This is a genomic window from Plantactinospora sp. KLBMP9567 (genome assembly GCF_033446045.1).
Lineage (GTDB): Bacteria > Actinomycetota > Actinomycetes > Mycobacteriales > Micromonosporaceae > Plantactinospora.
Genome location: NZ_JAWQRR010000039.1, coordinates 1 through 13,123, shown reverse-complemented (window position 1 = coordinate 13,123; position 13,123 = coordinate 1). Strand labels below are relative to the sequence as shown.

At 70.0% G+C, this 13,123-nt stretch carries 12 protein-coding genes; 11 read left to right on the top strand and 1 reads right to left on the bottom strand.

Features of this window, described 5'->3' with window-relative positions:
* Nucleotides 1–56 precede the first annotated feature (56 nt).
* From R6Y94_RS28415 to R6Y94_RS28365, 11 genes are all read left to right on the top strand, one after another.
* Nucleotides 57–422, top strand: a complete 366-nt coding sequence (locus R6Y94_RS28415) for a DUF485 domain-containing protein (RefSeq protein ID WP_318398919.1) — start codon at nt 57–59, stop codon at nt 420–422.
* Nucleotides 419–2,110 carry a cation acetate symporter gene (locus R6Y94_RS28410; protein ID WP_318398918.1) on the top strand — a complete coding sequence of 564 codons (1,692 nt, stop codon included), beginning with the start codon at nt 419–421 and terminating at the stop codon, nt 2,108–2,110. The genes R6Y94_RS28415 and R6Y94_RS28410 overlap by 4 nt, the downstream gene beginning before the upstream one ends.
* Before the next feature lie 168 nt (nt 2,111–2,278).
* A complete protein-coding gene (locus R6Y94_RS28405; protein WP_318398917.1) occupies nt 2,279–3,259 on the top strand; it encodes a GDP-mannose 4,6-dehydratase in 981 nt (326 codons plus the stop codon).
* 75 nt (nt 3,260–3,334) lie between these two features.
* Nucleotides 3,335–4,591, top strand: coding sequence for an LCP family protein (locus R6Y94_RS28400; RefSeq protein ID WP_318398916.1), 1,257 nt, complete (start codon nt 3,335–3,337; stop codon nt 4,589–4,591).
* Nucleotides 4,592–4,715: 124 nt separating this feature from the next.
* Entirely contained in the window at nt 4,716–5,972 is a 1,257-nt protein-coding gene (locus tag R6Y94_RS28395) for an LCP family protein (RefSeq protein ID WP_318398915.1), read from the top strand.
* A 260-nt stretch (nt 5,973–6,232) separates the two neighbouring features.
* Complete coding sequence (locus tag R6Y94_RS28390; RefSeq protein ID WP_318399079.1) at nt 6,233–7,180, top strand: LCP family protein; 948 nt, start codon at nt 6,233–6,235, stop codon at nt 7,178–7,180.
* A gap of 41 nt (nt 7,181–7,221) precedes the next feature.
* Nucleotides 7,222–7,557, top strand: a complete 336-nt coding sequence (locus R6Y94_RS28385; protein ID WP_318398914.1) for a rhodanese-like domain-containing protein — start codon at nt 7,222–7,224, stop codon at nt 7,555–7,557.
* 139 nt (nt 7,558–7,696) lie between these two features.
* Nucleotides 7,697–8,536: a glycerophosphodiester phosphodiesterase gene (locus tag R6Y94_RS28380; protein WP_318399078.1), complete on the top strand. Its 840-nt coding sequence runs from the start codon at nt 7,697–7,699 to the stop codon at nt 8,534–8,536.
* A gap of 121 nt (nt 8,537–8,657) precedes the next feature.
* A complete protein-coding gene (locus R6Y94_RS28375) occupies nt 8,658–10,118 on the top strand; it encodes a PAS domain-containing sensor histidine kinase (protein WP_318398913.1) in 1,461 nt (486 codons plus the stop codon).
* Nucleotides 10,119–10,299: 181 nt separating this feature from the next.
* Nucleotides 10,300–10,707 (top strand): ATP-binding protein, encoded by a 408-nt coding sequence (locus R6Y94_RS28370; protein WP_412102914.1) that lies wholly within the window; start codon nt 10,300–10,302, stop codon nt 10,705–10,707.
* Between the two features lie 110 nt (nt 10,708–10,817).
* Entirely contained in the window at nt 10,818–11,735 is a 918-nt protein-coding gene (locus R6Y94_RS28365) for a DUF5926 family protein (protein ID WP_318398911.1), read from the top strand.
* 109 nt (nt 11,736–11,844) lie between these two features.
* Here R6Y94_RS28365 and R6Y94_RS28360 read toward each other — a convergent pair whose 3' ends face one another.
* Nucleotides 11,845–13,038, bottom strand: a complete 1,194-nt coding sequence (locus R6Y94_RS28360) for a DDE-type integrase/transposase/recombinase (RefSeq protein WP_318398518.1) — start codon at nt 13,036–13,038, stop codon at nt 11,845–11,847.
* Nucleotides 13,039–13,123: the final 85 nt, after the last annotated feature.

Sequence of the window (13,123 nt, the reverse complement as noted above, 5' to 3'; positions counted from 1 at the left end):
CTGCTCCATACGGTGCGCGGAAACTCCCCTGCCCCTGCGAAGGTGGTGAGACCAGCATGTCTACGGATACTCCCGCACCGGCCAGCGCACCGCCGGACCGGTACGTCGCCGTACAGCAATCGGACGAGTTCGCCGGGTTGCGCAAGGCGCTACGCGGCTTCGTCTTTCCGATGACCGTGGCGTTCTTCCTCTGGTACGCGCTCTACGTGATCCTCTCCGCGTACGCGCGCGGTTTCATGGGTACCAAGCTCGTCGGCAACATCAACGTGGCCCTCGTCTTCGGCCTGTTGCAGTTCGTCTCCACCTTCCTGATCGCCTGGCTCTACTCCCGGCACGCGGAGCGGAAGCTGGACCCGATCGCCGACAAGATCCGTGAGGAGCTCAACGGCGCGACGGACGAGCAGAAGGAGGCGACGTCATGAGTCGAGACGTCCTGGCCGGGTTCACCCTGGCCGCCGAGGCGGGGAGCAGCACCGCCCGTACCCTGACCATCACGCTCTTCCTAGTCTTCGTCGCGGTGACCCTGGGCATCACGATCTGGGCCAGCCGGCAGACCAAGACGGCCACCGACTACTACGCCGGTGGTCGCTCGTTCTCCGGCTTCCAGAACGGCATGGCGATCGGCGGCGACTACATGTCCGCCGCCTCGTTCCTCGGCATCGCCGGCATCATCGCGCTGTACGGCTACGACGGCTTCCTCTACTCGATCGGCTTCCTGGTCGCCTGGCTGGTCGCCCTGCTGCTGGTGGCGGAGCTGCTGCGGAACTCCGGCCGTTACACCATGGCCGACGTGCTGGCGTTCCGGATGCGGCAGAAGCCGGTCCGGACCGCGGCGGCGGTCTCCACGATCACCGTCTCGATCTTCTACCTGCTGGCCCAGATGGTCGGCGCGGGCGCGCTGGTCGCGCTGCTGCTGGGCATCCGGCCGGGTACCACGTTCCTCGGCATGGACGCGGAAGCGGCGAAGATCGCCACCATCATCATGGTGGGCGCCCTGATGATCATCTACGTCACGGTGGGTGGCATGAAGGGCACCACCTACGTGCAGATCGTCAAGGCGTTCCTGTTGATGAGCGGCGCCCTGGTGATGACGATCCTGGTGCTGGCGCACTACAAGTTCAACCTCTCCACCCTGCTCGGCGACGCGGCGAACGCCTCCGGCAAGGGCCAGGCGTTCCTCGAACCAGGGCTTCGCTACGGCGTCGAGGTCGCCGGGGACGCGACGAAGACCTTCTACAACAAGGTCGACCTGCTCTCCCTCGGCATCGCCCTGGTGCTCGGTACCGCGGGCCTGCCGCACATCCTGATCCGCTTCTACACCGTGCCGACCGCCAGGGCGGCCCGGAAGAGCGTGCTCTGGGCGATCGGCATCATCGGCACGTTCTACCTGTTCACCCTGGCCCTCGGCTTCGGCGCGGCGGCCCTGGTGGGGCGGGAGGCGATCACCGCGCAGGACGCGGCGGGCAACACCGCGGCACCGCAGCTCGCCGAGGCGCTCGGGGTCGACTTCTTCGGCGGCGACGTCGGCGGGGCCGCAATGCTCGCCGTCATCGCGGCGGTGGCCTTCGCCACCATCCTCGCGGTGGTCGCCGGGCTCACCCTGGCCTCCTCGTCCAGCCTGGCGCACGACTTCTACGCCAACGTGGTCAAGGGCGGCCAGGCGTCGGAGCGGCAGGAGGTCAACGTCGCCCGGATCTCGGCACTGATCATCGGCGCGATCTCGATCGTGCTCTCGATCTTCGCGCAGAACCTGAACGTGGCGTTCCTGGTGGCCCTGGCCTTCGCGGTGGCGGCCTCCGGCAACCTGCCGGCGATCCTCTACAGCCTGTTCTGGAAGAGGTTCAACACCTCCGGCGCGGTCTGGGCGATCTACGGCGGCCTGATCAGCGCCGTCGGGTTGGTGTTCTTCTCCCCGGTGGTCTCCGGGGCGCCCAGCGCAATGTTCCCGGAGCAGGACTGGCAGTGGTTCCCGCTGTCGAACCCGGGCATCATCTCCATCCCGATCGGCTTCCTCTGTGGCTGGATCGGCACGATCATCTCCAAGGAGACGGACGCGGAGAAGTACGCCGAACTGGAGGTACGTGCCCTCACCGGCGCCGGGGCGCACTGACCGGCGTACCGTCAACGCTTTTCGACGATCACCAATAGTCAGATCTGCGCAACGGGTGGTGTCGGGCACGAAGGTGACCCGGCACCACCCGTCCCGCTGTCCCGATCCGACCGTCCCGGATAGGTCCCTCGGCCAGCCGGTGATCAGCTTTCTGGGTACGCTGACCATATGGTGGTAGCCCAGCGTTTCGGAGCGGAACACCGCGTCCTCGTCACCGGCGGTGCCGGATTCGTCCCATCCCACCTGGTCGACGCGCTCATCGCGCGGGGCTGCACGGTGGTCGCGGTGGACAACTTCGTCACCGGATCCAAGGAGAACGTCGCCCAGCTGGCCGACCATCCCCGGTTCACCCTGGTCGAGGCCGACGTCTCGGAGGGACTCCCCGGGCACCACCCGGCGATGACCGAGCGGTTCGACGCCATCATGCACCTGGCCTCGCCGGCCAGCCCCACCGACTTCGCCGCGCTGCCGATCGAGATCCTCCGGGTCGGCTCGCTCGCCACCCTGCACCTGCTCGACCGGGCGGTCGCCGACCGGGCCCGGTTCATCCTGGCCTCCACCTCCGAGGCGTACGGCGACCCGCAGGTGCACCCGCAGGTCGAGACGTACTGGGGCAACGTCAACCCGATCGGCGTACGTAGCGTCTACGACGAGGCCAAGCGGTTCGCCGAGGCGAGCACGATGGCGTACCACCGCTACCACGGGCTCGACGTCGGCATCGTACGGATCTTCAACACGTACGGTCCCCGGATGCGGCCGGACGACGGGCGGGCGATTCCCACCTTCATCACCCAGGCACTGCGCGGCGAGCCGCTGACCGTGCACGGCACCGGCGCGCAGACCCGGTCCATCTGCTATGTCAGCGACCTGGTCCGCGGCATTCTGCTGCTGCTCGACTCCACCGAGACCGGCCCGATCAACTGCGGCACCGAGCACGAGGTGTCGATGCGCGAACTGGCCGAGACGATCGCCGAGCTGACCGGGAGCCGCTCCCAGGTGACCTATATCACCCGGACCGCCGACGACCCGGAGATGCGCCGGCCGGATCTCACCCTGGCCCGCGAGCGGCTCGGTTACGAACCCGAGGTGACTCCGGCCGAGGGGCTGCGCCGGACGATCGAGCACTTCAGCCAGCGGTTGGCGGGGTAGCGGAGGATACCGGGTCCGTGCCAGCCCGGCCGTGGCACACGGCGGTTTCTTGGTTCCGCTACGTACCCTGAGGGCATGTTCGAGAGCCCTGCACCGAACGCGGCCAGCAGTTCGTACCGGATGACGGCCGGCGGATCCGCCGGCCGGGCCTCGGTGCCCGGCCCGGGCCAGGCGACCGGTTCGAGCCGGATCTCCGGCCGGGCGCACGTCTCCGGCGTACCAGGTCAGGCCCGTCCCTACGACTCACCGCCCGGTCCCGGCGGCGGTGGCCCCGGCGGTCCCGGCGGTCCGGGCCTGCCCGGCGGCCCCGGCCGAAGCGGCCCACGGCCCCGGTGGGGTCGGATCGCCCTGGTCGTCGGCGTCGCCGTGCTGGTGCTGGGCCTGCTCGCCGGCGGTGGCTTCTGGCTCTACGTCAGAGGGCTCGACAACGACCTGGCCCGGACCGACCCGTTCGCCGAGCTGGCCGACGGCCGGCCCAAGTCGGTCAGCGGCGCCTTGAACATCCTGCTGGTCGGCAGCGACTCCCGCGATCCGGACGCCCCGATCGACCAGGCCAGCAAGTGGCGGGCCGACACCATCATCGTGATGCACATCCCGGCCAGTCACGACAAGGCCTACCTGGTCTCGGTACCCCGGGACCTCTACGTGCCGATTCCGGAGAACGCCAAGGCGGAGTGCGGCAGCGGCGAACGCGGCAAGATCAACGCAGCCTTCGCGTTCGGCGGCCTGCCCCTGGCGGTACGCACCGTGGAGTGCTTCACCGACGTCCGGATCGACCACGTGATGGCGATCGACTTCGCCGGCTTCAAGGAGGTCACCGACGCACTCGGCGGGGTCGACCTGAAGGTGGAACGCGACACCACCTCGATCCACAAGCCGTACCGGAAGTTCAAGAAGGGCGTCAACCACATGGACGGCGCCGAGGCGCTGGACTGGATCCGCCAGCGCAAGCAGTTCCCGGACGGCGACTTCGCCCGGATGCGCCACCAGCAGGAGTTCCTGCGGGCGCTGATGGACAAGGCGGCCAGCACCGACACGCTGACCAACCCGGGCAAGCTGAACGCCTTTCTCAAGTCGGTCACCAGCGCGGTCACCGTCGACGAGGGCTTCTCCCTGGTCGATATGGCGATCCAGTTCCGCAACCTGCGCGGCGAGAACCTCCAGTTCATCACCAGCCCGCACAACGGCAGCGAGACCATCAACGGCGAGTCGGTGGTGGTGTCGAACCGGGAGAAGGCGCTGGCCATGTACCGCGCGATGGCGGCGGACACAATGGACGACTGGGTCGCGGCGAACGTCGCCCCGAAGTCCACGCCGGCCAACGGCGGTTGAACCGATCCGCGCGCTCACCCGTAGATGAACAGGAGCAGGTAACGTAGTTGAATTCGGGGCGACTGGCGGGTGTCCGCACCATGTCACGGCGTCCCGCTCCTCACCCCCTGACCCTGGAGCAGGCATGCCGGTGCAATCCCGCCGACGTCCCCCACGGCCCGCCGCGACGATCCCGCCCTCCCGCACGGCCGCGTCGGTCGGGTCCGGTGCGGCTCTCGACGACTGGGCGGAGGCGCCGAACGGCACCGGCGGAAAGGGCAAGGGGAGTGCGGGCAAGGGCGGCAAGAGCGCCCGGCGCCGCAAGACCCCGCTCTGGGCTCGCCTCACGCTGGTCTTCGGCGCCGTGCTGATGCTCTCCAGCGGGGTGGCCATCGTCGGCATGCAGGTCGTGATCGGCCAGGCGACCAGCACCATCCAGCAGGAGAACCTGCTCGGCGCCGCGAGCAAGTCCGACGCCGAGGGCGGCAAGGACCTCGAGGGCCCGATCGACCTGCTGCTGCTCGGCATCGACGCGCGGGCCCGGCTGGACGCCGACAACGTCCGGGCCGACACCATCATCGTGCTGCACATCCCGGCCACCCACGACCAGGCCTATCTCCTCTCCATCCCGCGCGACACCGAGGTGCAGGTGCCGGCGTTCAAGAAGAGCAGGTACGGCGGCGGCACCGCCAAGGCGACCGAGGCGTTCTACCACGGCGCGCAGAACGGCGGCGGGCTCTCCGGCGGCGCGCAGTTGATGGCGCTGACCATCAACAAGCTGACCGGGATCAGCTTCGACGGCGCGGCGATCATCAACTTCAGCGGATTCAAGAAGATCATCGACGCCCTCGGCACCATCCCGATGTGCGTACGCCAGGAGGTCAAGTCGCACCACATGAAGCTGGTCGACGGCAAGCCGATGTGGAATCACGAGGCCGAAAAGGCCAACGGCGTCAAGAAGCCGGTGGTGCACAAGAAGGGCTGCCGGCAGATGCAGGGCTGGGAGGCGCTGGACTACTCGCGCCAGCGCTACGGACTCACCCACGGCGACTACGACCGCCAGCAGAACCAGCAACAGCTGATCAAGGCGATGGCCAAGAAGGCCATGAGCGACGGCGTGATGACCGACATCGGCAAGCTGAACCAGTTGATGAAGGCGGCCGGCGAGGCGCTGATCCTGGACACCGGCGGCACCCCGATCGCCAACTTCATCTTCACGATGCGCGGCGTGGCCGCCAACGACCTGGTGCTGCTGCGTACCAACGGCGGCAACTTCGCCGGCAACGACAACGGTCGGGAGACCCTCAAGCCGATCAGCCAGCAGATGTTCACGGCGGTCAAGAACGACAGGCTGGACGAGTTCATCATCAACAATCCGACCGTGCTCGCACCGAGCAAGTAGGCGACGGCGGACATCGCCAGCGAAAATCCCAAAAGCCACTAGACGCTCAAACCGGGCCCCTAGCCTGAGGTGAGGAAGCTTCACTCAGCCGGGTCCGGGGAGGGGTCACGTTCACACCGAAGCGGGCAGTTCCGGGCCAACCCGGGCAGCCTGGGCGCGTCTTCGGCACCGCACGTATCGGTAGACCGGTACGTGCGCGACGGCACCGGCGCAAGGCGCCCGTCTGGGCGAAGGTGGCGCTGGGACTCGGCCTGGTCCTGCTGCTGGTCTCCGCAGCCGGCGGTGCCGGCCTGCACATTCTGGCCAACCGCTACGACAGCAGCGTGGTCAAGCAACTACTCCTCGATCCGGCCGCCCGGGGGGAGCAGGGCGACGTCGACGGCCCGCTCAACTACCTGCTGGTCGGCTCCGACGAGCGCCCCGCCGCCAGCCCCGGCGACGACCACCGATCGGACACGATCATGATCGCCCACCTGCCCGCCGGGCTGGACCGGGCCTACCTGATCTCGGTCCCCCGGGACCTGCTCGTCGAGATCCCGCCCGCACCGGCGGCCGGCTGGCCCGGCGGCTCTGACAAGATCAACTCCGCGTTCCAGTACGGCGGCGGTGGCCAGGGCGGCACCCGACTGCTCTCCGCGACTCTGAGCCGGCTCACCGGAATCCGCTTCGACGGCGCCGCCCTGGTGAACTTCGCCGGCTTCCAGCGCGCCATCGACCTGCTGGGCGGGGTGCGGATGTGCGTCGACACCCCGGTCCGGTCGATACACACCCGGCACGTCTTCGAGGCCGGCTGCCATCAGATGAGCGGCGCACAGGCACTGGACTACGCCCGCCAGCGGTACGACCTGCCGAACGGCGACTTCGACCGGCAGCGACACCAGCAACAACTGCTACGGGCGATGATGGACAAGGCCACCACCACGGACATGCTCCGCAACCCGCTCCGGCTGGACCAGGTGATCCGGGCCATCGGCTCCTCGTTCACCGTCGACACCAACGGCGTACCGCTGGAGGACCTGATCTTCGGTCTGCGCCGGATCCGCTCCGACGTGCTGCGCGGCATCCAGCTTCCGTCCCACTCCGAGATGATCGACGAGGTCTCGTACGTCCTGCTGGACGAGCCGGCGAACACCCTGTTCGACTCGATGCACGCCGCGGACCTGGACAACTGGGCACAGCAGCACCCGAAGTGGGTCAACAAGCTCTAGCCTTCCGGCGATGTCCCGGACAGGCTCTACTCTTGGTAACCGTGTTCGCAGCCAACATTCCCGCCGTGACCGCCGCCGAGGTACCCGCCGACGCCTACCTGCTCGACGTACGGGAGCCGGACGAGTGGACGGCCGGGCACGCGCCCGACGCCCACCACCTGCCGATGATGGAGGTCCCCGCGCGGATGTCCGAGATCCCGACCGACGCCGACGTGGTGGTGGTCTGCCGCTCCGGCGGCCGCTCCGGCCAGGTGGTCGGCTACCTGATGAAGAACGGCTGGGACAACGTCCGCAACCTCGACGGCGGGATGCGCCAGTGGGCCGCCGCCGGCCGTCCGCTGGCCAGCGAGGACGGGCAGCCGCCCCGGGTCATCTAACACGACCGAAGGCAGCACCGTGAGCGCGAGGAGTGAGCCGGGGTCGCGAGCCCCGCAGCGCGAACAAGAAGGCAGCACCGTGAGCGCGAGGAGTGAGCCGGGGTCGCGAGCCCCGCAGCGCGAGCCGGGGTTGGGGGTCCTGCGGCCCCGGGGGGCGGGCGGGGCGCCGGAACCCCGGACGCGCCCGCTGGTCTTCGCGCACCGCGGCTCCTCGGCGGCGATGCCGGAGCACACCCTGGCGGCGTACCTCCGGGCGTTGGCCGAGGGCGCGGACGGGCTGGAGTGCGACGTACGGCTGAGCCGGGACGGGCACCTGGTCTGCGTACACGACCGGCGGTTGGATCGGACCAGCAACGGCCGGGGGCCGGTCGGGGCGTACACCCTGGCCGAGCTGGAACGGCTCGACTACGGCTCGTGGCACAGCGGGGCCGCACCCGGCGGCGATCTGCCGCCGGATCCGGAACGGACCCGGCTGCTCACCCTCGACACGTTGCTCCGGGCGGTCCGGGCCGCCGACCGCGAGGTCGAGCTGCTGATCGAGACGAAACACCCGGTCCGGTACGGCTCCGGCGTCGAGCGCCGCCTGATCGCGCTGCTGGACCGGCACGGGCTGGCCGATCCCAGGCCGGACGATCCGGTACGGGCGACCGTGATGTCCTTCTCCCCACTGGCCGTACGCCAGATCCACCGGCTGGCGCCGCAACTGTCGACGGTACTGCTGCTGGAGCTCGCGCCTCCCGGGCTGCGCCGGGGGCGGCTGCCGTTCGGCGCCCGGATCGCCGGCCCGAGCCTCAAGCTGCTCCGCACCCGCCCGCAGCTCGTCCCGGCCCTGCACGGGGCGGGCAACCGGGTCTACGTCTGGACCGTCAACGACACCCCGGAGCTGGACCTGGCGCTGGCCTACGGGGTGGACGGCATCATCACCGACCGGCCCGCCATGGTCCTCGACCGGCTGGGCCGAGCCGGGTCGGATCGCTGAACCGAGCCGGGGTCCGACCGCTGGGCCGGACCCGGGCGACCGCCGGGCAGGGCCTCGGCCGGAGCACGCCGGCCGGATGACGGTACTGCCGAAAGCCCCGCCGAACGGGCAGACTCGGGGCATGCCGGAACGCCCCGATTACCCCTGCCTCATCGCCGGCCACGCCGAGGTGATGGAGATGCTGAACACGGGCGAGGTAGGTCTTCCGGTGCTCAACCGGCTGTTACGGGTCGCCGCCCGGGCGCTCCGCGCGCCCGGCGTCGCGTTCGTCGAGTTCGGCCCGAACGGCGGCCGGGTGGTCTCCGGCAACGGGGAGTTGGACTGGGCGGTCGGCCGACCGATCCCGATCGTCGAGCACCCGGCCGACGAGTTGCTCTGCGGTCCGGGGGTACGCGCGATAAGCGTCGACGTCCTCCCGCCCGACCTCGCCGAGGAGTTGGACGGGCGCGGGCTGCGACACATGCTCGCCGCCCAGGTCGAGATCGGCGGACTGACCATCGGCAACCTGTACGCGCTCTATCGGGACGCCGAGTCCCCCGACGATCCCGAACACCGCTCGGCGCTCGGCTTCCTGGCCGCCACCGCCGCGCACATGTACGGCGACCAGGCCGGACTGCCGGTGCACGGCGACGGCACGGTGGTCGCGGCGCTGGCCGACGGGCTGGCGATCGTCACCCGCGACGCCACGGTGCAGCTCTGGAACCCGGCCGCCGAGAAGGTCACCGGGCTGCGCGCCGCCGAACTGCTGGACCGGCCGCTGCCGTTTCCGGTGCCGCCACCGGGGCAGGTGCTCGACCACCGGCTGCCGGACGGGCGCTGGCTCAAGATCACCTCTGGCGAGCTGCCGGGCACGGCGGCGTCCCGGGTGGTGACCTTCCGGGACAGCAGCGACCAGCACATCCGCGACCACGACCGGGACCTCTTCGTCGCGGTGACCAGCCACGAACTCCGTACTCCGGTCACGGTCATCAAGGGGTACGCCGACACGCTCGGCACGCACTGGGAGTCGCTCTCGGACTCGGATCGCCGGCAGGCGGCCGGGGTGATCGGCCAGCGGGCCGGCGAACTGGCCCGACTGGTGGACCGGCTGCTCGCCACCACCAACGAGGCCGGCCCGGTCGGCGGCTCCCCGCCGATCCCCTTCGACCTGCTCGACACGCTCCGGGCGGCCGCCGCCGACCTCCCGGCCGAGCTGCGCCACCGGCTGGTCATCCAGCTTCCGGAGAACCTGCCGAAGGCACTCGGCGACCGGGCCAGCCTGGCGACGGTACTGACCGAGCTCACCACCAACGCCGGCAAGTACTCGCCGGACGGCTCGCCTGTGCTGCTGACCGCCGAGGCCGACCGGCGGACGGTGGCGTTCCGGGTGAGCGACCGGGGAATCGGGGTACGTCCGGAGCATGTCGAGCGCGCATTTGAACGGTTCTGGCAGGGGGAGTCCGGCGACCGACGCCGCTATCCCGGCGCTGGCCTGGGGCTCTACCTCGTACGCCGAATCGTCGAGCGACAGAATGGGTGGGTTTCCCTCCGCCCGCGCGACGGGGGCGGTACGGTCGCAGAGGTACGGCTGCCCCGAGGCTGAACCGAGGTCGCCCGGTGGCGCCGTGCCCCGGTGGTCCGTCGAGGAGGCGCCTGGAGTGAACCTTTTCCCACCTGGACCGCGCGGCGCTCACGCACCGCGTCCGACCTTGCGGTCCGTCGGACGGCAAGGGGAGGTGGAAAAAGGTTCAATGCCGAGCGTCTCGACAGAACGATCGTGGTGCCTGCTGGTGCCGCAGCACGCCCAGGGGGCGCGTACCGCCCGGCACCGGCTCGGCGCCGAACTCGACGGTGCGGTCCCGGCGGCGCTGCTCGCCGACGCCGAGATGGTGGCGGCCGAACTGCTCGGCAACGCCGTACGGCACGCGCCGCCGCTGCCCGGCGGGATGATCCGGCTGACCTGGCTGCTGCGTACCAGCCCGACCGCGCACACCGTGGAGATCCGGGTGACCGACGGCGGCGCCTCCGGCCCGCCCCGGGTGCGCCAGGTCGGGCCGGAGGCGACGGACGGTCGGGGACTCCTCCTGGTGGCCGCGCTCGCCACCGACTGGGGGGTCGAGCGCGACGGGCTGGGGCAGAGCGTCTGGGCCCGGCTGGTGCATCCGGTCCGGCACACCGTCGCCGTCCCGTGACGCGCCGGCCGGCCGGCGACAGGCGAGCCGCCGACGGTCAGCCGCAGGTGACCCGCCGGTAGTGCCGCCGGGTGTCCGTGCCCGCCCGGTTGCGCCTAGGCTGTCTCGCCGTGGGCAAGCGTCGAAAGAGTTCCCGGTCCGCCGCAGCGGACGCCAGCAGCTCCGCGAGCGGGGAGAACCGGGCCGAGAAGCGGCAGAAGGTACGGGACATCTTCGTGCCCCGACCCTTCGAGGGGCTGACCGACGAGGCGGAGTGGATCGCCCTCCGTGAGCTGGTGCCGGCGGCCTCCGCCCCGCTGACCCTCGCGCCCCACCTGGTCGAGGAGTTCGGGGACCGTTCGGTCACTCTGGCCACCGTGCTGCCGATGGCCACGCCCGCGATCACCAAGGCGGACGGCCGGATCATGATCGGTCTCCAGCGGCACGTGCAGTCCGGCGATGTCTCCCGGGACCTGGCCGAGGCGCTGCTCTGCGCCCTGCGTACCGAGCCCGGCGGCACGGTCTCGGTGCCGGCGCTGCCCGGTGAGGGTCCCCGGCTGCCGGACGTGCTGGTCGACGGGCCGCTCGACATCACCATGCACGAGGGGTTCGAGTTCTGGCTCGACCCGGGGGCGGGCGACGACCCCAACGTCAAGGCGTCGCTGGAGCGGGCCAACGCCTCGATCTACCCGACGGTCCGGCTGGCTGCCGCGCCGGCCGCGTACTGGTGCCAGGTCACCGACAAGAGCCATGTCCGCTGGGTACTGCCCGACGACGAGGACGCCGCGCTGGACGCCCTCTCCCGGCTCTCCGCCGCCGGTGAGCTGCCGCTCGGCCCGCAGACCAAGTTCGCCGGGATGTTTCGGGCGCACGGCCGGCTCGTACCGGTCTGGGACATCCCCCGGGACGCCACGCCGGAGTCCTGGGGGGCCCCGCTGGCGGACTTCGCGAAGCGGTACGCCGCTGCCCTGGCCGACCCGGCTCCGCTGGACGCCGCCGGTCGCCGGGCGAAGCAGGGGCTGCTCGGCCGCCAACTCACCCTCCGCTGAAACGCCGACCGGCAAGCACCCCCGTACGTCAAGATCCTTGGCGAGTTGCGGTTCGTCACACGCTGTCATGTCCCGGTAGATGTGTCAAGGGTGTGTCCCGGGACATGTGTCAGTTGATGATGTTCGATATTGGGGTGAGGCGTGTGTAGGTCTTCTTGTCTCGTGGGGCGGTGGTGTGGCCGATGGGGTGGCCGTTGCTGGCGTAGACGGTGATGTGGTTGCCGTCGCGGATGGCGGTGACGGTGTGGCCGCGCCAGATGCAGCCGAGACCGATGCGGGTGTAGCCGACGTTGATTGCGCCGGTGTCGGAGACGGTGGGGTGGTGGACGGTGGCGTCGGTTTGGATGGGTAGGGCTTGTGGTCCGCCGTGGTGGGGTGCGGTGGTCCAGGCGTGGTGTGGGGTGACGCGGCCGGGTAGGGCGCTGTGTCGGCGGTGGTGGTTGTAGTGGTGGCGGTAGGTGTCGAGTAGGCGTTGGAGTTGTCGCAGGGTGTGGGGTTGGTGGGGTTGGGCGGTGAGCCATCTTTTGAGGGTTTGGTGGTGGCGTTCGACTTTGCCGCAGGTTTGTGGGTGGTAGGGGCTGGAGTGGATGAGTCGGGTGCCGTGATGGTGGACGGTTTCGGCGAACGGGGACGGGCCGGCGTTGTCCTTGAGGAGTCGGTGGGTGAAGATCGTGCCGTTGTCGGACAGGACGATCGCGGGTGGGCCGTGGTCGGTGAAGGCCCTGCCGATGGCGGCGATCGCGGCGGTGCTGGTCTCGGCCGGCGCGGCCCGGCAGGCGACGAGCATGCGGGTGCAGTCGTCGAGGACGTCGAAGACCGCGACGAGTTGGCCGTTGGCGAGGCGGATCCTGGTGGCGTCGATCTGGTAGCAGTCGCGGGGCTGGGCGTAGGCGAAGCGGCGCCAGGTGCCGCGGGGTCGTTTCGCGGGGTTGCGGTCGAGCAGGTCGTGGCGGGACAGGACCCGGTTGATCGTCGACCGTGACGGCACCCTCCAGCCAGGGTCGGTGAACGCGTGGATCAGCAACAGCTCGTCACGGATCTGGTCCGCGCCGTTGTCGACACCAAGATCGTTGCGGAGTTTGCAGATCCACGCGTCGAGCTCCGGCGGGGTGATACCAGGACTGTGATGCGGCCGGCGGGATCGCTCCCGCCAGACACCCTCGGCCTGTACCCGGGCGCGGTGCCGGTAGAAGGTGCGTGGGTTGACGTTGTTGTCATCGCACCACTGCTGCACGTTGTCGATCCGCACGCCCGCCGCGAGCAGGGCGTCCATCGCGGTCATGACCTGACGTCGATTCGCCATGCCCAGCAGTCATACCGCCCACCAGACCGATCATGTGACACATGTACCGGGACACAACCTGCGACAGATGTCATGGGACTGAACA

What these genes read in the sequence shown, in the direction of transcription:
- R6Y94_RS28415 (WP_318398919.1), top strand. Translation starts at nt 57, where the DNA reads ATGTCTACGGATACTCCCGCACCGGCCAGCGCACCGCCGGACCGGTAC.
- R6Y94_RS28410 (WP_318398918.1), top strand. Translation starts at nt 419, where the DNA reads ATGAGTCGAGACGTCCTGGCCGGGTTCACCCTGGCCGCCGAGGCGGGG.
- R6Y94_RS28405 (WP_318398917.1), top strand. Translation starts at nt 2,279, where the DNA reads ATGGTGGTAGCCCAGCGTTTCGGAGCGGAACACCGCGTCCTCGTCACC.
- R6Y94_RS28400 (WP_318398916.1), top strand. Translation starts at nt 3,335, where the DNA reads ATGTTCGAGAGCCCTGCACCGAACGCGGCCAGCAGTTCGTACCGGATG.
- R6Y94_RS28395 (WP_318398915.1), top strand. Translation starts at nt 4,716, where the DNA reads ATGCCGGTGCAATCCCGCCGACGTCCCCCACGGCCCGCCGCGACGATC.
- R6Y94_RS28375 (WP_318398913.1), top strand. Translation starts at nt 8,658, where the DNA reads ATGCCGGAACGCCCCGATTACCCCTGCCTCATCGCCGGCCACGCCGAG.
- R6Y94_RS28360 (WP_318398518.1), bottom strand. Translation starts at nt 13,038, where the DNA reads ATGGCGAATCGACGTCAGGTCATGACCGCGATGGACGCCCTGCTCGCG.